The organism is Pedobacter westerhofensis (genome assembly GCF_900182595.1).
Taxonomy (GTDB): domain Bacteria; phylum Bacteroidota; class Bacteroidia; order Sphingobacteriales; family Sphingobacteriaceae; genus Pedobacter; species Pedobacter westerhofensis.
Map to the genome: position 1 here is coordinate 34,338 of NZ_FXTN01000008.1, position 21,774 is coordinate 56,111.

General features: G+C 42.7%; 23 protein-coding genes. 3 read left to right on the forward strand and 20 right to left on the reverse strand.

Features of this window, described 5'->3' with window-relative positions; all coding sequences use genetic code 11:
* Positions 1–34: 34 nt before the first annotated feature.
* Genes FN831_RS15980 through FN831_RS15990 form a run of 3 tightly spaced genes read right to left on the reverse strand, consistent with a single transcriptional unit; the run spans position 35 to position 4,232 of the window.
* Positions 35–724: a response regulator transcription factor gene (locus FN831_RS15980; protein WP_142529194.1), complete on the reverse strand. Its 690-nt coding sequence runs from the start codon at positions 722–724 to the stop codon at positions 35–37.
* A 4-nt stretch (positions 725–728) separates the two neighbouring features.
* On the reverse strand, positions 729–2,399 hold the full coding sequence (locus tag FN831_RS15985) for a sensor histidine kinase (RefSeq protein WP_142529195.1): 1,671 nt from the start codon (positions 2,397–2,399) through the stop codon (positions 729–731).
* A 12-nt stretch (positions 2,400–2,411) separates the two neighbouring features.
* Entirely contained in the window at positions 2,412–4,232 is a 1,821-nt protein-coding gene (locus FN831_RS15990; protein WP_246101568.1) for a S9 family peptidase, read from the reverse strand.
* A 258-nt stretch (positions 4,233–4,490) separates the two neighbouring features.
* On the opposite strand from FN831_RS15990, the gene FN831_RS15995 reads away from it, so the two are divergent.
* The 3 genes from FN831_RS15995 to rfbC are packed head-to-tail and all read left to right on the forward strand — an operon-like array spanning position 4,491 to position 7,177.
* On the forward strand, positions 4,491–6,299 hold the full coding sequence (locus FN831_RS15995) for a tetratricopeptide repeat protein (protein WP_142529197.1): 1,809 nt from the start codon (positions 4,491–4,493) through the stop codon (positions 6,297–6,299).
* Positions 6,300–6,315: 16 nt separating this feature from the next.
* Positions 6,316–6,618 (forward strand): DUF4286 family protein, encoded by a 303-nt coding sequence (locus tag FN831_RS16000; RefSeq protein WP_142529198.1) that lies wholly within the window; start codon positions 6,316–6,318, stop codon positions 6,616–6,618.
* A gap of 4 nt (positions 6,619–6,622) precedes the next feature.
* Positions 6,623–7,177 carry a dTDP-4-dehydrorhamnose 3,5-epimerase gene (rfbC, locus tag FN831_RS16005; protein WP_142529199.1) on the forward strand — a complete coding sequence of 185 codons (555 nt, stop codon included), beginning with the start codon at positions 6,623–6,625 and terminating at the stop codon, positions 7,175–7,177.
* Between the two features lie 139 nt (positions 7,178–7,316).
* On the opposite strand, the gene FN831_RS16010 is transcribed toward rfbC, so the two are convergent.
* The 17 genes from FN831_RS16010 to nrfD all read right to left on the reverse strand — a co-directional run bounded on the left by FN831_RS16010 (position 7,317) and on the right by nrfD (position 21,762).
* A complete protein-coding gene (locus tag FN831_RS16010) occupies positions 7,317–8,159 on the reverse strand; it encodes an OmpA/MotB family protein (RefSeq protein WP_142529200.1) in 843 nt (280 codons plus the stop codon).
* Between the two features lie 2 nt (positions 8,160–8,161).
* The gene (locus FN831_RS16015; protein ID WP_142529201.1) at positions 8,162–8,812 is read right to left on the reverse strand and encodes a DUF2461 domain-containing protein; all 651 of its coding nucleotides are present in this window, start codon (positions 8,810–8,812) and stop codon (positions 8,162–8,164) included.
* Positions 8,809–9,207 (reverse strand): DUF983 domain-containing protein, encoded by a 399-nt coding sequence (locus FN831_RS16020; protein ID WP_142529202.1) that lies wholly within the window; start codon positions 9,205–9,207, stop codon positions 8,809–8,811. The genes FN831_RS16015 and FN831_RS16020 overlap by 4 nt, the downstream gene beginning before the upstream one ends.
* A gap of 11 nt (positions 9,208–9,218) precedes the next feature.
* Complete coding sequence (locus FN831_RS16025; protein ID WP_142529203.1) at positions 9,219–9,467, reverse strand: hypothetical protein; 249 nt, start codon at positions 9,465–9,467, stop codon at positions 9,219–9,221.
* Positions 9,468–9,595: 128 nt separating this feature from the next.
* Positions 9,596–10,168 (reverse strand): DUF420 domain-containing protein, encoded by a 573-nt coding sequence (locus FN831_RS16030; protein ID WP_142529204.1) that lies wholly within the window; start codon positions 10,166–10,168, stop codon positions 9,596–9,598.
* A 37-nt stretch (positions 10,169–10,205) separates the two neighbouring features.
* Complete coding sequence (locus FN831_RS16035) at positions 10,206–10,919, reverse strand: SCO family protein (RefSeq protein ID WP_142529205.1); 714 nt, start codon at positions 10,917–10,919, stop codon at positions 10,206–10,208.
* Complete coding sequence (locus FN831_RS16040) at positions 10,916–11,275, reverse strand: cytochrome C oxidase subunit IV family protein (RefSeq protein WP_142529206.1); 360 nt, start codon at positions 11,273–11,275, stop codon at positions 10,916–10,918. The genes FN831_RS16035 and FN831_RS16040 overlap by 4 nt, the downstream gene beginning before the upstream one ends.
* 19 nt (positions 11,276–11,294) lie before the next feature.
* A complete protein-coding gene (locus FN831_RS16045) occupies positions 11,295–12,002 on the reverse strand; it encodes a cytochrome c oxidase subunit 3 (protein WP_142529207.1) in 708 nt (235 codons plus the stop codon).
* A 30-nt stretch (positions 12,003–12,032) separates the two neighbouring features.
* Complete coding sequence (locus FN831_RS16050) at positions 12,033–12,596, reverse strand: cytochrome c oxidase subunit 3 (RefSeq protein ID WP_246101571.1); 564 nt, start codon at positions 12,594–12,596, stop codon at positions 12,033–12,035.
* 37 nt (positions 12,597–12,633) lie between these two features.
* A complete protein-coding gene (gene cyoE / locus FN831_RS16055; RefSeq protein WP_142529209.1) occupies positions 12,634–13,536 on the reverse strand; it encodes a heme o synthase in 903 nt (300 codons plus the stop codon).
* Between the two features lie 17 nt (positions 13,537–13,553).
* Entirely contained in the window at positions 13,554–14,612 is a 1,059-nt protein-coding gene (locus FN831_RS16060; RefSeq protein WP_142529210.1) for a COX15/CtaA family protein, read from the reverse strand.
* 88 nt (positions 14,613–14,700) lie between these two features.
* Positions 14,701–16,599 (reverse strand): cytochrome c oxidase subunit I, encoded by a 1,899-nt coding sequence (locus tag FN831_RS16065; RefSeq protein WP_185960507.1) that lies wholly within the window; start codon positions 16,597–16,599, stop codon positions 14,701–14,703.
* 20 nt (positions 16,600–16,619) lie between these two features.
* A complete protein-coding gene (locus FN831_RS16070) occupies positions 16,620–17,876 on the reverse strand; it encodes a cytochrome c oxidase subunit II (protein WP_142529211.1) in 1,257 nt (418 codons plus the stop codon).
* Positions 17,877–17,942: 66 nt separating this feature from the next.
* Positions 17,943–19,160, reverse strand: a complete 1,218-nt coding sequence (locus FN831_RS16075; RefSeq protein WP_142529212.1) for a quinol:cytochrome C oxidoreductase — start codon at positions 19,158–19,160, stop codon at positions 17,943–17,945.
* A 13-nt stretch (positions 19,161–19,173) separates the two neighbouring features.
* Complete coding sequence (locus FN831_RS16080) at positions 19,174–19,758, reverse strand: c-type cytochrome (protein ID WP_246101573.1); 585 nt, start codon at positions 19,756–19,758, stop codon at positions 19,174–19,176.
* The gene (locus FN831_RS16085; protein WP_142529214.1) at positions 19,751–20,287 is read right to left on the reverse strand and encodes a DUF3341 domain-containing protein; all 537 of its coding nucleotides are present in this window, start codon (positions 20,285–20,287) and stop codon (positions 19,751–19,753) included. The genes FN831_RS16080 and FN831_RS16085 overlap by 8 nt, the downstream gene beginning before the upstream one ends.
* A gap of 2 nt (positions 20,288–20,289) precedes the next feature.
* Positions 20,290–21,762, reverse strand: coding sequence for an NrfD/PsrC family molybdoenzyme membrane anchor subunit (nrfD, locus tag FN831_RS16090; protein ID WP_142529215.1), 1,473 nt, complete (start codon positions 21,760–21,762; stop codon positions 20,290–20,292).
* Positions 21,763–21,774: the final 12 nt, after the last annotated feature.

A 21,774-nucleotide genomic window follows, 5' to 3' on the forward strand; every position in this document is an offset into this window, starting at 1 on the left:
GGCTGTACTTTTGTTCCTCAGATGATGCGCCTATTTATCCTGCGTTAAAGCGGTATCCTATACCTCTTACTGTTTGTAACAACTGCGGATTATCGGGGTTTAATTCTATCTTTTTCCTTAAGCGTACAATGTGCATATCCAGCGTGCGTGTATTCACGTCCGAATTATAACCCCATACAACCAGCATCAGTTCATCGCGGTTGATCACTTTATTGGGGTTTCTCAGGAAGTATAACAAAATCCTGTTCTCCAGTATTGTCAGCTCGATCTTTCTTCCGTTACGGTACAGCGTATGGATATTTGGATGATGTTCCATATCACCGAAACGGTGGATCTCAGACCTGTCGTTGTTCAGCAGAAATTTAACTTTGCTCTCCAGCATCGCCACAAGAACATCCATATTGAAAGGTTTTGCTACATAGTCAGACACCCCAAAATTATAAGCGTCGATCTTATCAACATCCTGCGCCTTGGCGGTCATCATGATGATCAGGTTCTCAAAGCCCTTCTGGCGTACTTCTTCACAAACCTCTGATCCCTGTTTTCCTGGCAGCATCCAGTCGAGCAATACAATGTCAGGTTTCTCCTCCAGTATCATTTTCACAGCAAGCTCGCCGTCGCCGTTTTCAAGCACTTCGTAACCTTCCGATTTTAAACGGTGTACGACTAAAAATCTTAAATTCTCATCATCCTCGACTATTAGTATTTTAATTCCTTTAGACATATCATTAATTATTATAAGGCAGTACTATTTTGAATTCTGTTCCTTTATTTACTTTACTCTTTACGGTGATCTCACCTTTCATAAAGACCACCAGTTCCTTGCAAAAAGCCAGCCCCAGGCCAACACTGCCGTTCTGGTTATACTGGTTTTGTATTCGGTAAAACTTCTTAAATATATTATTTATTTCCGGCGTCGGAATCCCAATTCCCTGATCAATAAACCTGAATACGACCTTTCCCTTGATCATTCTGGCCGAGATATGAAGCTTCTTCAATTCAGGCGGCGAATATTTATAGGCGTTCTCTACCAGATTATCAAAAAGGCTGCCTAATAACACGGGATCAGTAATAAAAGTGATAAAACCGGAAACTTCGTAGGTAACATCAAAATCAGGATGTTTGAGCTGGTGCGATTCTATGGTGCTTTCTATAAAGTCTTCAATATAGATCTCATCCCGGTTTAACTGGATGGCCTTGTTTTCGATCTGTGTAAATGCAAGTAATTTATTCATCAGCCCGTTGAGCTTGTCGGCCTCTTCATCCAGGATCTTACCGTACAGTTTAAGCTCGCGCTCTGTCAGCGCGTTTGCGCTTTTGATATTATTACCGGCAATCTTGATTACACTTACCGGCGTTTTAAACTCGTGCGTAAGGTTATTCACAAAATCATACTGTAGTTTAAACATCTTATGGTTGATGTTCAGGTTCCTGTAAATCAGATAAGCTACCAGCACCAGCAGGCTGTAAAACAACAGGATCAGCAGGGCAATGGGCAGAAAATAGCTGAGGATTTCCTGGTCTACAAAAGACTTGGCAGAAATAAAATACAGCTTATAATCCGAAAAGGGACCAGGCAGGGTAATTTCGGTAGCTACATAATCTGTAGAGGTATTTAAGGGATCGTAGGTAAGCGGCTCTATCCTGATATTCTGATACAGTTTCTTCCGTGTATTGATAATCCTGATCTTGTAGGGGTCAAGGAAAAAGGATAGCATATCCTGCTGATAAACGGGCATCGGATTAAGCTGCTTGTGCAGCATCTCCTTGTATACTTTGAGATCTTCGATCCGGGGGATATTTAAATAGGTGATCTTATTGGAGCGGATAATGCTGAAGTTGGTAAACAGCTCATCCTGGGTAGGTGCCCGGGTCGTGTCAAGAGCAGCAATATAAGAGATAAACTTAATCCCCAGGGCATTGAAATCGTCCCCTATTGTGAAATTTTTTGTGTTCTCTTTTGAAAAGAGCTTAACAGAGTCCAGCGGCACAAGATCCCCGAACTGGTAAATATTCTTGGGGCCAAAAGAAAAATGCTGACGTGCATTGAGCCCGTCCTTTACATAAAAGTTGTTGATCTCAGAATCGTAAAAGATCACCTTTGATACAAAGGGGTAATCATTGAGGACGGTATCTACAAATTTTGACGTAGTGGCAGAATCCAGGTATCCGTTATAATAAGATATTTCGGGTACTTTATTGGTAAAGAATTCATTGTATGGCTTGATACTTTCTTCGAGCACTTTGACCTTTTCGGATACAAATTCATTCTCAATAAATTTCTTGCTGAAGTTGTATGCCAGGAACAGGGACAGCACAAAAAGGGCAGAGATCAGAACAATAAAGGTCAGGATCAATAAAAAATTTTTACGATAACCACTGTATCTCTCTGATGCCATTCTTGTTTTTATCTATTTTTTAGACAGATTTGCGGATAAAAATTGCTCCAGGCCGGCGTATAACTTCTGACGTACTTCCTCTCCTTTCGTAAAAGACTCATTATACTCCTTTTCCAGATAAGTAACTTTTACATTCCGCTTTTGCAACTCTTTTACAAACTGTATGGCCTCTGCAGAATTGCCGGCAAGGTCTTTGGGACTTTGCGCAATAAACACAGGGACTTTAAACTTGTCGGCGTGAAACACCGGAGAAGCCTGCCTCATATAATCAACCTCGGTAACCGGGTTTCCGATAATCTCATAGTACATCTGCAGGTTGGTCTTTAAAAATGGGGGTATCGACTTTAAATAGCTAAATAAGTTAATCACTCCAGAGTTAGATCCGCCGCATGCAAACATTCCCGGACTCGAATATAAGCTATTCAAAGCAATATATCCTCCAAAACCTGTACCATAAATAGCTATTCTTTTGGGATTGGCGATTTTCTCTGCAATGAGCCACTGCACTCCGTCAGTAATATCGTCCTTAATTTTTGCCCCCCACTGCTTAAAACCTGCTGCGGTGAACGATTTGCCATAACCGGTTGAACCACGGTAATTGATCTGGAACACAGCGTATCCACGGTTGGCCAGAAACTGAACTTCTGCATTGTATCCCCAGGAATTTCTCATTCCAGGGCCATTATGGGGCAATACCACCACCGGCAGGTTCTCTGCCGACTCACGCAGGGGCAGCGTGAGGTAGCCCTGTATCTTTAATCCGTCGCGCGAGGTAAAACTCACCGCCCGCATTTTGCTCATTTCGGATTCCTTTACGTAAGGGTTAAAATCGCTTAGTTTCCTGATGGTTCCCTTGTTGGCAAAATACAGATAGTAGGAACCCGGATTTTTATCGGTGAAAGTCCTGACGATGAAAGTGCTCTCTGCCTTATCTCTGCCGATTACCCGTGATTCTGTTCCCGGAAGCAACTTATCCAGTTTTTTATAAAGCTGTTTTGCGGAGCTGTCAAGGTAATACTTCTCTTTCTTCCAGGTTTCGCATACTACAAAAGAGATCCTTTTCTTGGACTCAGAATACTGCGCATCCACTACGTTGAGGGTATCATTCCTGAAGAGGACTTTATTTTCTTTACCTGTGATACAGTCCAGCTCAATCAGGGCATTTTTGTCCCTGTTTACATTAGAGATCGCGTATACAATATTTGGCCTGTCATCTGAGATGGCGATAGCCTTCAGGGTAGTTTTAAAATTATTGGTGATCACCGGCTTAAAAACATGGGTTTCTGTATCTCTGTACAGCAGTGTTTCGTTTACGCCATCGCTGGATGTGGCCAGCCTGAGCTTGCCCCGCGAATCTGTGATCCAGTCGGTAATATTTCCGGGATTTCTGGCGGCCATCTCCATCTTACCATCCCTTACATTTAAACGGTAAACATCAAATACGGTAGAGTCTCTTTTGTTGGAAGAAACCAGCAGGAACTTATCATCAATCAGCTCATCTTTTAAAACGCGCATCCTGCTTTTGCCGTTGTCGCTCAGCTTTCGCTCTTCGCCGCCTTCTTTATTGATGATGAAGATATCCGACAAGCGTTCAGCACCACCTTTTTCCTTGTAATAGATCAGCTCGTCATCACTGACCCAGGAATAATAATTGATATTTTTTTCCTGCAGCTGAGTAACCTGAACCGATTTTCCGGAGCTAAGATCTTCTACAAACAAGTTCTGTTTTTTACCCTGCACTTTGAGGTAAGAAAGTAATTTCCCATCCGGGGATATGGCATAAGAACCTCTCTCCTGCGATTTAAAAAAGTCGGCCACAGGAATTATTCTCACTTGCTCCTTTTGCTTACAGGCGGTGAAGAAAGCAACAAAAACAAGCAAAAAACATCTATAGTTTAAGATCATAGCACACAAAAATACATAACGCTGTCTGTCCATTGGGTAATACAGTAATATTGTTACTTTGCGCCACAACGAAAGCGGATTTCAAAATAACCATATTTAATGAATGCCGAAATAATTGGAGGTAACATTTAAAGTACGCAAATAGGGATATCTTTGTTAATTTAGTACATCCAGCATCTACGCGTCATGAAAAGAAGATTCCTGCTCCTGTTTTTCGCCTTTGCCCCCCTGCTTTCTGTTGCCCAGGACACCAGTGATGATGATATCGCCATGCAGTATTACCAGCAGGGGAATTTTAAAAAGGCGGCAGAAATACTGGAAACGCTTTTTGCAAGGACTAAAGACGATGCCTATTTCGGCCTCTATTTTAATGCGCTGCTCAAATCAAAGCAATACCAGGAAGCAGAGAAAGTAACAAAAAAACTCATCCGCCAGAACCCTGCCTCCATCAAATATGAAATTGCACTGGGCAGGATATATAAGGAGGAAGGACAGCAGGAGAGTGCGGCAAAGACCTTTGATCAGGTACTGAGCAATCTTCCTAAAGACGAGGCCCTGATCAGGGATATCGCAAACAATCTGTATCAGATTGAGGAATATGATGTGGCCATCAAAGTATTTCAGCAGGGCCGCGAAATCCTGGGCAATCCACAGGCTTTTACCTTTGAGCTGCTGAGCCTGTACCGCTACAAAAAAGACAAGAACATGCTGATTCAGGAGTTTCTGAATGCCCTGCAGACCATGCCGCAAATGCTGCCGCAGGCACAGACTGTACTGTCATCAGTTTTCGAAGGCAATTCCGACTACCTTAACCTTCAGAATGCCTTGTTCAAAAAGATACAGAAAGATCCGGAAAATGAATCGTTCAGCAGGCTGCTGATCTGGCAGTACCTGCAGCAGCAGGAATATGAGATGGCCTTGCGGCAGCTGATTGCGCAGGATAAAAGAACAAGAGGGGACGGATCAGCCGTCTTTGAAAACACACAGGTATTTATCTCCAATAAAGCTTATGACACAGCCATCAAGGCTTACGAATATCTGCTGAGCAAGGGAAAGGACAGTCCCTGGTATCTCAGTTCCCGCTTATCCATGGTAGACGCCAGGTACCAGGCATTATTGCTGGGCAATGATGATAAAGCAGAGGTTATTGTACTGGCAGACCAGTACCAGGCGATCCTGAAAGAATACGGCAGGAATTCAAAAACACTCTTTGCATTACGAAAATGGGCCACCATCCAGGCCTATTACCTCCACAATCTGGAAAAGGCCGAAGAAGCCCTGGAAACTGCGGTGACCATGCCCGGTGTGGCCCCGGCAGATATCGCTGCGATTAAGCTGGAGCTGGGCGATATTTATGTGCTTACCGGACAGCCCTGGGAGGCAATCCTTGTATACGGGCAGGTAGCAAAGGACTACGAGAATCAGGACACAGGCAACGAAGCAAAATACCGTTCGGCCAGGCTGTCATTCTTCCAGGGCAACTTCAGTTACGCCAAATCGCAGGCGGATGTGCTGAAGGCCTCCACTACCCAGCTGATCGCCAATGATGCCTTAAACCTGAGCCTGCTCATCTCAGACCATTTGGAAAGTGCCGCGGATACCCTTGCCCTGAAACTTTATGCCTCGGCGGAGTTTATGCATTTCAGGAACAATGATCAGTTGGCACTGCAAAAACTGGACAGCATCCCGCTGGCCTATCCCCAGAATAGTCTGGCCGATGATATCCTCATGGCCAAATCACGGATCTATATCAAGAGAGGCGATTTCAGCCAGTCTGCAGCATTGCTTAAAGAACTGATTGACCACCCACAGCAAAATATCTGGACGGATGATGCACTCTTTATTCTTGCGGGATTGTACGAAGAGCAGCTGCACCAACCTGAACAGGCCAAAATACTGTACCAAAGGCTGATCTCTGAATTCCCGGGCAGCATGTTTACGGCAGAGGCGCGCAAGCATTTCAGGAAACTTCGTGGGGATAATATTGAATCATAGTTTATATCTTTGTTTCATGTTATTATACAACGTGACCATTATTATAGAAGATGCTTCTGCGGATGCATGGCTTCAATGGATGCAGGAAGAACATATACCGGATGTGATGGCAACGGGCATGTTTGTTTCCAGCAGATTATTAAAAGTAGTAGACTCTCCAAATGAAGGGCTGACCTACTGTGCGCAATATGTAGCACAGTCTATGGCAGAATATGAAACTTATCAGTCTCAGTTTGAACCTGCTTTGCAGGAAGATTTAAATACCCGCTTCCGGGATAAATTTGTTTCCTTTAGAACTCTTATGGAGTACGTAGCCTAACTATATGAATTTTATATCAACACCAATAGCAGATCTCTATATCATAGAGCCAAAAGTATGGAAAGATAGCCGTGGCTATTTCTACGAAAGTTTTAGTGGCCGGGCCTTTGCCGCACAGGGTATTGAGGCTGATTTTGTACAGGATAACCAGTCGTTTTCCCAGAAAGGCACTTTACGCGGACTACACGCACAGAAGGCGCCTTTTGCCCAGGGTAAACTGGTACGTGTGATTCAGGGCAGTGTGCTGGATGTTGCGGTGGATGTGAGAAAAAACTCTCCTACCTTTGGTCAGCATTTCAGCGTAGAACTGACTGGCGACAACCACAAACAGTTATGGGTACCGCCAGGATTTCTCCATGGTTTTCTTACGCTTGAAGATGATACGATCTTTACGTACAAAGTAACGAACTACTATGATAAAGAATCTGAAGTAGGGGTGATCTGGAATGATCCCGACCTGAACATCAACTGGGTTGCCGATATCAATCTGGAAGACCTGCTGCTGTCTGACAAAGACACGGTACTGCCTGCTTTTAAGGATTGGCCGAGCCCGTTTTAATATATTAAGAGGCTGTATCACTGATGAAATTGAGCCTCTGAGAATCGAATATTTGAAAGTACGCCTGTAGGGGGGTATGAGTAAAAACAACAAAAAGGAGGCTGATCATGATTTATGATACAGCCTCTTCAAATAAGCATTACTGCTTAATCAGATTATACAACTCATCCAGTTTCGGCGAGAGCACGATTTCAATCCTTCTGTTCTTGCTTCTTCCTTCAGGTGTAGTATTCGCCTCCAATGGCTGAAACTCTCCCTTACCTGTCGCCGTAAGCCTGATACCCGGTACCTTTTCCGTCTCTGTAAGGAAACGTACCACAGAGGTTGAGCGCAGTACACTCAAATCCCAGTTATCCTTGATCTGCCCCAGGTTATTGATTTTCTGAGAATCTGTATGTCCTTCAACAGCGATAATAATCTCCGGCTGTTCCTTTAACACTTTCGCCAGCTGAGATAATGCCTGTTTGCCCTTATCATCGATCACTATACTTCCTGATGGAAACAGTAACTTATCGGTCAGGGAAACATAAACCTTACCGTTCTTCATCTCTACGGTTAAGCCGCTTTTGGTAAAACCAAGCAGGGCTTCCTGTAATTTCTCCTTCAGCTTATTTGATGCCTCATCGCGTTTACGCAAAACATCTTCAACTTCTTTTAAACGCTGCTCACGTTTTTTAAGGTCATCAGAAAGTTTGCTGATCGCCGTAGAGCTGTTGCTCTTTAGTTTCTTGTAGTTGGCATCGGTATTGTCATACTTACCCTGAAGCTCGTTTAAACGGCCATATAAATCTGCAGTATCGCGTTTTAGCTGTGCCGCTTCCTTTTCCAGTTTGCTGCCTGATAATTGTGATTCAGACCAGCCGTTGTTCAGCGAGTCCTGCCTCGATAGTAAAGCCTTATACTTTTTAGGAGATAACACCACACAAGACGTAAAAGCGCTGCCAAATAAAGCAATCGCCAGAAACAAAAGTATTCTATTCATGATTATTGTACTACGGCTCTTTTCAGAAACTGAACAAAGGGATAAACTCCCTCAAAAGCCTTTTTTAAATGGTTAACAATGGTTGGTTTGAACAATTCTTCGTCACTAATGGGAATTGTAGCGATATAGCTTTTAAGCTTCAGCAGTTCAATCTGCGGGTGCGCAGGATCGTATCCCTTGGGTGCTTTTTTCAGGGAATCTTCAGTACTGAGCTTAAACAGCGAAGCAAAACTCTTTGCCTGAATGATCTCCAGAAATTCGGATGTATTGTAATCGATCTCTTCCCTGATATTCTTCAGGTCCGCGGCCTCAGGCATCCAGTACCCCCCGGCAAAAAATGATTTTCCCGGTTGCAGGTGCAGATAATATTCCGGGCCTTTGTTGCCTTTAATGGAAAATGAAATGCCGTAGTTGTTCTTATAAGGAGCTTTATTCTTGCTGAACCTGATGTCCCTGTAAATTCTCATCAGGCATTTTTTTGCCTCGGTTTGGGTTTCAGGGTCAATCTTCGATAAAACAGGGATAAGCTCATCAATAAAGGCAAGCACATCTGCCTTTGCTGTTTCGTAGCGGTCTTTATTCAATGCAAACCACTCGCGGTTATTATTTTCAACGATTTCTGTTAAAAATGCCAGTGTTTCTTGTTTGATCATGGTGTATCGTAATAGGCGTTATAACTAATTTTTGGAGAGAGCCAGTGCAGCAGGATGACACGTGAGTAACGGTAATTGAAGGGGGAAAGGATAAAACTCATCCCAAAGATGACCCCTACATACAGCCAGAGAGAATCAAAATCAAGGTTCCCGCCCGAAAGGATATAGGTTGCAATGCCCGTAGTAATCATTTGGATTACATTCATCGCATAGCTTACATACATTGCAGCGTAAAAGTAGCCCGGCTCAATTTCAAAACGCTGCCCGCAATGGCCACAAATTTCATTGGTATGCTGGATATCAAATCCATATAAACTACCGCGGAAGATATCTCCTCTCCTGCAATGCGGGCACTTCCCATGAACTATGGCATAGAGCTTAGAAGTTTTCTCCATTGCTGAGAAAGCTATGAGGTTTTAGATACGTTTGTGCGGTATTTCTTGTACCATAAAACACCAAGGGCACCGATCATCAGGTATGGGATAGCCATCAGGTACAATACCCCCGAATTAATGCCCTTGGCCTGAGTATTGCCGTTTTTAACGCCCTGCTCTGCATTGATCGTACACATTGCACATTGTGCAGATGCGGTCGTAGTTCCTGTGACAGCGAATACGGAGATAAAGAGAATGAATATCAGGATTGCCTTCTTCATAATTTTAATTTAATGATGATGTTTACTGTGTAATAACATCAGATGCATGTGCAACAAATATACTCATAAAACGAAGAACCAAAATGTTAATTACATAAGCCAAATGTAAAAACCTTAGGTTTATCCCCTTAAAAATTGTAATACGGAGAGATCATCAGGTATACGATGACGCCCGTAACCGCAACATATAACCATACAGGATAGGCCCATCTTACAATCTTGCGGTGACGCTCAATCTGCATGCTAAAGCCGCGCAGGAAGCTGATCAGGATTAAGGGAAGAACAACTACCGCAAGCATAATGTGCGTGATCAGTATCACGAAATAAATCATGCGCGACGCACCAACAGCAGCAAGCTCTGCGGCAGAAAGCACGCCATTATGATCGATATCCCCATATCGGGTGTCTTTTTCATACAAATGAAACAGAATGTAGAAAACAAGAAAAAAAGCCGACAGCACAAACGTGATCACGTTCGTGATCTTATGTGCCTGGATATTTTTACGCTTGATAAAGATCAGCGAAAGAATGAGCAATACCGCGCAAACCGCATTGATACCACCGATGATATGTGGCAAAAGATAGATAAAGGACGGTTTCACAGTTGGTGGCGGAACGATCTTTAATACTACCACTACTACAAGAACTACGGCTGTTACTATCCAGATCAGTCGCAGGAAAAATTTGTCATTTAAATTCATGTGTGTCTTTTATATGGATGAATGTCATCCTGAACGTTTATTCAGCTTCTTTAGCCCTTCTGGCACGCAATTCCTCTGCTACCAGTACCTTTACCTCATCATTCAGTTTGGAAAGTGCTTCCTGGTTAGTGGCGTCATAGTATCCTCTGATCCTGTGCTGGGGATCGAGGAGTACAAACATGTTGCTGTAAACGAACTTGCGTTCGCCCTGATCAGATTCCTGATGCGCATCTATAAATAAACCCTTGTTGATCCAGCTGTACACAGCAGTACTGTCGCCTGTCAGCAGATCCCATTTACCGGCTTTGGCACCCAGTTGATCAGCATACGGTTTTAACTCCGAAGCATGGTCTGTAACAGGGTCTATGCTCAGTCCTGCCAGACGGATCATATTGTTTGTGCCATAGCTCTGCAAAAAGGCGCCCATCGCCTTGTTGGCAAACTGTACCGCATAGTTATTGCCTTTGGTGTAAAACAGGTTCAGTACAATAATCCTGCCTCTGAAGTTTCTCCAGGTTAAGGTATCGCCCAGCTGGTTTACAAATTTAAAATCAGGCAGCTGATGATAGATGGTATCGGGTATCTTTTTCCCATGAAAAGTGTGAAAAGTTGACGCTACCGCTTTAGGCCCGAAAAAAGGAAGTGGTTTGTATCTGTTCTTACCCTGGTGAACAAGCTCATAATATAAAAATCCCGGTACCGCTAAAATGGCTACCAGGATTAATACTTTTTTTATTGAAGCAAGCTTCATGAATGAAGGGTCTGATGTACGTGCAGGTAACCGCCTTCAATTAGCATCAGGGTAATAAAATAGATGATAAAAATGAATGCGAGTCCCATTGACAGTTTCAGTCCTGTCTTTTCAAATTTAAGGTGCATAAAGAAAGCCACGATATAATAAGCTTTCAGCAGTGTTAACAGGATATATGCAATATTTCCGGCAGTACGGGGGATCATACCTTTTGGTAAGATTACCAGTGCAATGATAAATTCTACTACGGTTATTCCCAGTAAAATAAAGAATACCTGCCAGATCTTAGATTTACTCAAGCCTGCATGTTCATCATGCGCATGCTCATCTGTTGTGTGTATGTGTTGTTCAGACATAATATATTTTATAAGGAAATTAAACTAAATAGAAGAAGGTAAATACAAATACCCATACCAAATCCACAAAGTGCCAGTACAGACCTACTTTTTCTACCATCAGATAATGGCCGCGTTTTTCGAAGGTACCGTTAATGGTCATACATAAGATGATGATATTAATGATTACCCCACTGAAAACGTGAAATCCGTGGAATCCGGTAATGGTAAAGAACAGGTTAGCAAACTGCTGTGCAGCAACGTTAGATACAGGTCCTGTAAAGAATTCCTGTAATTTTTCTGCGTCAGGAATAGATCCCCACCAGAAACCTTCATGGTGAAGGTGAGTCCACTCTAAAGCCTGGCAGCCAAGGAACATAAAACCACCAATAATGGTAGCGATCATCCATCCTATCACCTGGCTTTTTGCACGTCTGTGACCAGCTTCAACAGCTAATACCATTGTTACTGAACTCATGATCAGGATAAAGGTCATAATACCTACAAATACCAGTGGCGCACCAGAATCCACAACACCGGGGATCGACTGGAATACCAGGTCTGGGTTTGGCCAGGTAGTTTTTGAGAATCGTTGGGCTCCGTAATAAACTAATAGCGAGGAGAAGGTAAACGCATCAGATAGCAGGAAAAACCACATCATTAGTTTTCCATATTCTATCGACCATGGTGAACGGCCGCCACTCCATGGAGTAGTCTTTACCTGATCTAATTGTGATAATGAATCCATTTTGAAAATTGTAATAGTTTGTTAAAAAGTCTAACTGTTCAAAAGTAAAAAAACATACAGATATATCCACAATATATCTATAAAATGCCAAAATATAGAAGCGATCTCGATACGATAAACCGCTTTTTGTGCCGGAACATTGCTAAATGCACCGAAAAGACTAATTGCGATGAAGCAAAGACCAGCTACAATGTGCAGCAAGTGCATTCCCGAGACAATATAGATCAGGGAAATCGCCGCATTGTTGTTTACCAGTGTAGCTCCTGTCTGATATAAGGCAGACCAGGCATCGATCTGCAGCCATGCAAATACAAGGCCCAGCACCAGCGTAGCTGATAAAAATATCTTCTGTGTTTGCACATTCTGGTTACGTACAGCCTTGGCAGCAAAAAACAGGCAGATGCTGCTCAGTACAAGCACAGCTGTGCTGTACATAAAAACATCAGGCAGAACCAAACCATGCCCCTTGCCTTTTGATGCTGCAAACACAATATAAAAACTAGTAAATCCTCCAAACATGATCGTTGAAGAAACTACAAACAGCCAAAGGATAAACTTTTTGGCTTTCAATGAAGGTGGAAGCTCTTGTTCCATCTCTCCCTGATTTAATGTATGTACCATATTAAAAATTCTATTTACCTATAAAATCAAACAATAAAATCAACTGCACCAGTGGTATATAAAAGAACGAACAGAACATCACTTTACGCGCACTGGCTATATCCTGCTTTACCAGCAGTTTGAAGGCCAGCCATGCAAATACAATTCCGGCAATCAGAGAAAATCCAGCAATGTAGTAACCCCCAAAATGGTAAAAGGTTGGCAGCAAACTCACAGGGATCAGGATCAGTGTGCTTACAAACACAAAGCCTGCACTGATCTTATCTCTCTCTTTGGTTGGCAGCAGCCTGAAGCCAGCCTTTTTGTAATCATCATCCAGCACCCATGCAATCGCCCAGAAGTGAGGAAACTGCCATACGAACTGCACCAGAAATAAAATACTGGCAATCTCGTAATCCACAGGCAAAAAATGACGGATATGGCCTAAAGCAGCCAGGTAGCCAATCAGCGGTGGCAATGCACCCGGAATAGCGCCAACAAACACTGCTATGGGCGACTTCCTTTTTAAAGGCGTATAAACAAAGGCGTATAGTAAAATAGAAAAGACAGATAGTAAACCTGTTTCCAGATTAAGTTTACCCAGCAACCAGGTACCCAGCATGCCCATAATCAGTCCCATCACCAACCCTTGTCCGGTTGTCATCCTGCCGGCAGGCATAGGACGGTCCATTGTGCGGGTCATCAGTTTATCCAGGTCGACCTCAATGATCTCATTAAAGCAATTGGCGGCAGCAGTAACCAGAAAGCCACCAGCTACCAGGATGAGCCAGTTCCCCCAGTCGATACCGGGAACTTCTCCGCGCGCTACCTGCATTCTTGAACCAATCAGAAAAGTGATTGATGCCGAAAATACAACCAGGAACGTGAGCCTGAATTTGATAAGTTTGGATAAATCTGCGAAAAATAACTTCAATTCTTATTTATTTAATATTACTGATTATAAGTGTTTGTTCTGTATACCAGCAGATAAAGATAAAACTGCAGGGTAAACAATACGGTTGAGAACACTAAATGTATCACCTGGGTGACGGGAGGCAGCGCAAAGTTAGACAATAATAGGCCACTTGCAATCTGAATTAATAAAACTATCAGGATTGAATTGCCCAGTCTCAGTTCAGTTGCCTTACCTCCAAACCTGTTCATTACAATCTGGTAAACAAACACATTTACGACGGCTACAAAGATCGCCAGGTCCCTGTGATAAGAGAACACCTGCCCTGCCTTGCTTACCCAGGTTTCACGCTGGGCATACAACAGTTGTTTTGCCGTGGCATCAATAGCTTCTCTTACTTCTGTACCTAAAGTAATCTGTATCACGCTGAGTGCAATGGCTGCCAGTATCAGTACCTTTAGCCAGATTACTTTAGACATGATCACCGTTTCCTGCTTATAGAGCGTCTGCGTATAATAATAGGTATACACCAGTATGGCCAGAATGACCAATGCCAGCAGCATGTGCAGCGTAACGATCCAGGCCAGTAAATTTGTGGAGACCACAATAGAACCCAACCATCCCTGGAAGCCAACTACTATCAGGTTTACAACACTTAAAATAACGATCCTTTTGGCTTTCTTCCGGTAAGTAAAAGAGAGCACAACCAATGCAATCAGTAAAAATCCTGTTGCCGCACCGGTGAGCCTGTTGATATATTCTGTATAGGTTTTAGCTACATTGAATGTCTCAGGAACTGTGATGGTCTGATCGTGGCGGATACTGTCGGCCACATCACTGCGTCCCATTTTATCCAGCAGTTTGGCAAAACGTTCATTCTTCTTCATCCTCCCGGCCACATATTTCTCTTTGTAATCCTTTGGCAGCTGGTCTACAGATGTCGGGGGGATATACTGATCGAAACACTTAGGCCAATCCGGGCAACCCATACCTGAACCAGTGCTGCGTACAATGCCACCTGCAAGGATAAGCACTAACGTGACGATGATTGTAATCAGGTTTAGCCGGATAAATCTATGCTCAGATTTAGGAACCATTGGTATATTTATGTTAAAAAAAATGAGGTTACTGATCTAAGTCAATACTCAGGGCAGGTAACCTCATTGTATATTTTAAAGCACGGGATTAATGGAAATGCACATCAGCTTTTTCAGGAGCATTTTTTGCATCCCACTCTCTCTGGATACGCTCAGATTCAGCGTTACCTTCAAAGTCGTGCGGCATGTTAGACAACATTGTTTCAGAGTAAGGAACAGTCTGAGGGATAAAATCCTGCTCAGCACCTGGCTTACTGTAGTCATATGGCCAGCGGTGTACTGTAGGAATTTCTCCCGGCCAGTTACCGTGGATATGTTCAACCGGTGTAGTCCATTCCAGTGTATTGGATTCCCAAGGATTCTGCGTTGCTTTTTTACCGAAGAAGATCGAGTAGAAGAAGTTAAACAGGAAGGCCACCTGAGCCAGGGCTGCAACGATTGCAGACCAGGTTACAAAGATATTTACCGTTACCCATTTCTGCATGAATTCAAATTCAGTAAAGGCATAGTAACGTCTTGGCACACCATCAAGTCCTAAGAAGTGAAGCGGGAAGAATACCAGGTAAGCACAGATGAAAGTAACCCAGAAGTGCAGGTAACCTAACTTGGCATTCATCATTGTACCAAACATTTTTGGATACCAGTGATAAACACCGGCAAGCATACCAAAGATTGCTGCTGATCCCATTACAAGGTGGAAGTGGGCAACAACAAAGTAAGTATCGTGTAAGTTGATATCCAGTGAAGCGTTACCCAGGAAGATACCTGTTAAACCACCAGAGATAAAGAATGAAACCATACCGATAGCACACAACATTGCAGGTGTGAACCTGATGTTACCGCGCCACAGTGTAGCTAAATAGTTGAAAGTTTTAACGGCAGAAGGAACCGCAATAATCAGCGTGGTGATCATGAAGACCCCACCCAACAATGGATTCATACCCGTCACAAACATATGGTGACCCCATACGATGAATGAAAGTACCGTAATACCAATCAGTGAATAAACCATGGCATGGTAACCGAAGATTGGTTTTCTTGAGTTTACAGAGATTACTTCTGATGATATACCCAATGCAGGCATAATTACGATGTACACCTCAGGGTGACCAAGGAACCAGAATAAGTGTTCCCAAAGGATAGGTGAACCACCTTCATTTGGCAATACCTGGCTGCCCATAACGATATCAGATAAGTAGAAACTTGTACCAAAACTACGGTCGAAGATTAACAATACCACACCAGCTACAAGAACCGGGAATGAAAGTACACCTAAGATAGCAGTAAGGAAGAAAGCCCAGATTGTTAAAGGCATTTTCCAAAGGTCCATACCTTTTGTACGCATATTTAATACTGTACTTACGTAGTTGATACCACCCATCAACTGGGAAACCACGAAAAGCACCATACTTGCCAACCACAAAGTCATACCTAAACCTGAACCCGGAATTGCTTTTGGCAATGCCGACAGCGGAGGGTAGATTGTCCATCCTGCACTTGCGGGACCAGTCTGGATGAAGAATGAACTCATCATGATGATACAGGCAGTAAAGAAGAACCAGTAAGAAAGCATGTTCATAAATGGCGATGCCATATCCCGTACCCCGAGCTGAAGCGGGATCAGCAAGTTACTGAAGGTACCGCTTAGTCCTGCAGTCAGTACAAAGAATACCATGATGGTACCATGTATCGTTACCAGGGCAAGATAGAAATCAGGTTTGATCCTTCCTCCTTCAGCCCATTTTCCTAAAAATGTTTCGAGGATAGGGAAACTTTTATCCGGCCAGGCCAGCTGAATACGGAATAAGATAGACAATCCCATTGCAATAACAGCCATAACGATACCAGTTATCAAAAACTGTTTAGCGATCATCTTGTGATCCTGGCTAAATACGTACTTCGTTATAAAAGATTGTTCGTGGTGCCCATGATCGTGATCGTCATGGTGACCGTTGTTATGTGTATCGTGTAATGTTATAGTTGACATAATGCGCTATTCCAGTATAATTATTTTTTTAAAGCCGGTTTATTCATTGCTACAGCAGACGAATCCTTTGCAGGCGTAGCTGTACTGTCAGCAGGAGCTGCTGCTGGTGCTGCTGCGTCAGGTACTAAAGGCAAATTGAATTCTTTTCTCAAATCGTTATTGATGAATTTAGGTTGTTTAAGTACCCAAGCCTCATATTCTGCCTGAGAAACAACTCTAATTACCTTTTTCATGTTATAGTGACCTGATCCGCAGATTTTAGAGCAGTAAAGCAGATACTGAAATGCAGGATCGTTTACTTTTGTCTTCATCTCTTCTGAAGTGATCGTTGGCGTGAATTCGAAATAAGAAGTCATACCCGGTACACTGTTGAGCTGAACCCTGAAATGCGGCATGTACACACTATGTACAACATCTTTACTGGTAATGATTAACCTTACCGGTTTGTTTACTGGAATAACCATTTCGTCTGCATTCTGGTCATCAAGGTTGTTTTTATCCTTGAAATCCATTCCCAGTCCGTTGGTACCGGTAATCAGTTTATAGTTTTTTAATCCAACAATACCGTCAGCACCCGGGTAACGTAAAGTCCACTGGAACTGCTGAGAAGTAATCTCAATGCTTAATGGCTTGTTGTTTGGATCTTCGATTTTATAGAAGATTGATCTCCAGGTTAGGAAACCCATCAGAACCAATACTGTAAGTACCAATGCAGGAACAATCGTCCAGATACGCTCTAAAGCATTGTTATGCGGATAGTAGTATGCTTTTCTTTTTCCTGTATTTCTGTAGAAGAACGAGAACAGGAATAATGCAATGTGTGTTCCGATGAAAACGATAGTAGTAAGGATCAAAGTGATGTTAAACATCGAATCGATCTTCTTACCATGCTCAGATGCTGCATCCGGAAGAAGCATATGCCCGTGAACAGTATATTCAAAATATACACCGAACAAACCAGCAATTAAGAAAAGGACGAATATCACACCATTGACAGTATTCCAGTTGATGCTATCTGGTTTATCCTGCGCTTCGCGTGTCAATTCATATACCCTGATCGCTTTTCCTACAATTGCTATAAATAAGCAAAGCAGTAAAAATAGCATCGTGTAGAATGCAACCGATTTATAGATCGGAACCATATCGATTTGTTTCGGGGCGGCTGCAGCGGCGCCGGCGGCTGCTTCTTGTGCAAATGCGCTGGTATTTGCAAACACAGTAACGAGTACTGCCAGGGCCGCCATTGTCTTATTGCTTATAAATTTTCTTAAACTCATTTTCTTAAAAGTAGTACGATGTACTTCTACTATACTATTAATTTATATACTCTCTAATCCAACCAATTACAAATGGTGATTCAGACTCTCCGAAAGAAGAGGGTGATTCTTTGCAATCAGAGGTTTCTTGCTTAATGCAGTCAGTACTGTAAAGGTAAACAAGCCTATAAAACCAATAGCTGTTCCTATTTCAATTATTCCAAATCCGTTTGTTCCGTCTTCAACTGTACCAGGCATAATCATCTGGTAATAATCTACCCAGTGACCACAAAGTACAATTATAGATACTGTTAACAGGATATTTTCTTTCCTTTTGTTGTCACGGTCCATTAATAACAGTACCGGTGACAGGAAGTTCATTACCAGGTTAAGGAAGAACCAGAACTTGTAAAATTCAAAACGTTTGTAAAAATACACAGTTTCTTCCGGCATGTTGGCATAATAGATCAACATAAATTGAGCAAACCATACATAAGTCCAGAAGATAGAGAATCCGAAGATAAACTGTCCAAGGTTATGAAGGTGACTGTTATTAACCCATTGCATGTAACCAGCTTTTCTGAGCAGGATGATAATCACTGCCATTGTTGCCAGACTGCTCACCCACATTGCTGCGAAGTTATACCATCCAAACATTGTTGAGAACCAGTGTGCTTCTAATGACATCACTGTATCAAAAGCAAAGATTGGTGTAGTAAATCCGTAGATCACTAAAAATATACAAGAGTATTTAAAACTTTTAGTGTAAGAGTTTAAACCACCTTCAAGATCTTCGTTGTTGGACAGTTTGGTCAGCAGCATGGAGAACATGCTGTAGATTCCCAGGAATATTACCTGGCGGCCCATGAAAAACGGAACGTTAAGGAAAGCAGACTTGCCGTCGATCAGTTTATCGTAGTTAGGGCTGTTAGGATCAGTTAATCCATCTGCATGCCAGTGGTGGTAAAGGTTATGTGAGTACAAACCTGCACCAATTACGGCAATCAGTACCACAACTGCGATAGGCAGTGTTTTTGCCATTGCTTGTGGTACACGCAGGATAGAGGCCGACCAACCGGCTTGTGCGACAAACTGAACAGCCAGAAAGAATGTTCCCGACATACATACACAGGCAAAGTAATATGCCATTAGTAACAGGTTGCCAAAGGTCCGCTCATGAAGTTCATGATCAGAAAAACCATAAGCGATACAAGCAATACCGATTACGATACCGACTATACTTAAAGTTTTAGCCTTCCCAGTAAACTCAAACTGTTCAGTTAAATTATAATTGTGAGTTCCCATCTATATCTGTTTTCTATTGTATTTTTTGTAATTGTTGAACATACATCACCACTTTCCATCTTTGGTCAGGTGTAAGTTGTGAAGCATGCGAACCCATGTTATTTAAACCGTACATGATCGTATGGTAGATCTTTCCTTCGGACAGATCTTTCATTAAACCACCACGTGACGATGCTGCATCACCATGATAAGCAGGAACACCAGTGAATTTTTCAATCTGAACCAGGTGGCCTTTACCATCTCCCTGGTCACCATGACAAGGGCTGCAAAATACAGTGAAGTAATGTTTACCGGACAAAAGATTCTGCGGAGATTTAGCTAATGGGTTTTTAAGGTTTAAACCGGCAGCTTCGTATCCTTCTTTGGTATTTGCATACTCATATTTTACAAAGCCGATAGGATCTGTATTTGGAGGAGGAGTCTGGTTGGTTAATCCGTCTGCAAAGTTCTTGTTGGCCCTGTTAGGCTTGTAAGCAACATTGTCATACATATTCCTTGCATACTCTAAACCTCTGCTCTCTTTGTCCCTGCATGCCGAAAGCGATGCAATAACACTAAGAACCACACATGAGGCCAGAACTATTTTATTCTTATTCATAGCTAATATACTTCCTTTCATTGTGCTTAACTTCTATAGCACCAGCGTCTTTTAATAATCCATCAATTTTACTGTGTTCGGCATTGAGTTGCGCATCAACAGCGATAATAAATCTATCATCAGTAGCTCTTAGATCCATCACCCTTGGCGCTCTTCCAGGGAAGAGGTGGGTAGAGGCATAGTAAGATAATACCAAACCAAATGCAGTAAACAAAATGGTCAGCTCAAACATAATCGGAATAAAATCCGGCAATGCAAAGGCAGGCTTACCACCGATGTTATTTCTCCAGTCTACTACCGAGGTAAGATAGATCAGTGCAAATGCTGATACTGTACCTGTAATCCCGCAGAAAAAAGCGAGCATGTCCAGTCTGGATCTTTTAATTCCTAGTTTGGCTTCGATGCCGTGGATTGGCATAGGCGTATACACATCATGTATCTTAATGTTGTTCTCCTGCAACTTTTCAATGCCATGCAGCATTTCGTCCGGATCGCCAAAACTGCCTAAAATATATTTGATATTACTCATTGTTATATTTTTGCGTAATCTTCTTGTTTAACACTATCAAATTTCTCTAACGACTCTACGTATTCCTTTACGTAAGTTTTATCAAGGTGGCCTTCTTTGATCTGTTTCAGTTTAGCCTGCTCACTTGATGATTTCAAGATGATTTTCACCTCAGCTATCGCGATTGAAGGAAGAACCCTCAGGAACAGCAGGAATAAGGTAAAGAATACACCGATTGAACCTACGAACACGCTCACATCTACCCATGTAGGATAGAACATCGCCCAGCTTGACGGAAGGTAATCACGGTGAAGTGAAGTCACGATAATTACAAAACGCTCAAACCACATCCCGATGTTTACTACAATCGAAAGGATCCAGGTAGCAGGAATGCTCAGACGGATCTTTTTGAACCAGAGTAACTGCGGAGAGATTACGTTACAGGTCATCATCATCCAGTATGCCCACCAGTAAGGACCGGTAGAACGGTTGACGAATGCATATGCTTCATATTCAGATCCTGAATACCAGGCAATAAAGAACTCAGTGATATATGCCACACCCACAATCGATCCTGTAAGAATGATGATCTTATTCATCGATTCGATATGGAACATGGTGATGTAGTTTTCAAGGCCCAGTACTTTACGGGCAACAAGTAACAGTGTTAATACCATCGCAAATCCGGAGAAGATCGCACCCGCCACAAAGTATGGAGGGAAGATCGTTGTATGCCATCCCGGAATTACAGATGTTGCAAAGTCCATGGATACAATCGTGTGTACAGAAAGTACCAGTGGAGTAGATATACCTGCAAGGATCAGGGACACTGTCTCAAAACGCTGCCATGTTTTCACATTACCGTTCCATCCGAAAGAGAAGATGGTGTAGATCTTGCGGCGTAATCCAACAGCACGGTCGCGGATGGTAGCGATATCCGGAAGTAAACCTGTGTACCAGAATAATAAGGATACAGAGAAGTACGTAGAGATCGCAAACATATCCCAAACCAGCGGTGAGTTAAAGTTAACCCATAGTGACCCAAACTGGTTTGGCAAAGGTAATACCCAGTAAGCTAACCATGGCCTGCCCATGTGGGATACAACATATGTTGCAGCACAGATAACCGCAAAAATTGTCATCGCCTCTGCAGACCTGTTAATGGAGTTCCTCCAGTTCTGACGGAAGAGCAAAAGTACCGCTGAAATCAGTGTTCCGGCGTGACCGATACCTACCCACCATACGAAGCCGGTGATATCCCATGCCCATCCTACAGTTTTGTTTAAGCCCCATGAACCGATACCGTTCCAGAAGGTATAACTTACAGCTACCAGCCATAAGGTGGCTCCGCAAAGAGCCGCGATAAATCCAATCCACCAGGCCCTGTTAGGCTTGTTCTCAACCGGCTCAAGAATATCGCTCGTAATTTTAGCATACGTGATATCCCTTCCGGTGATCAGTGGTTCTCTTAATATTGATTCGTTATGTCCTGACATAATGTATTTTCT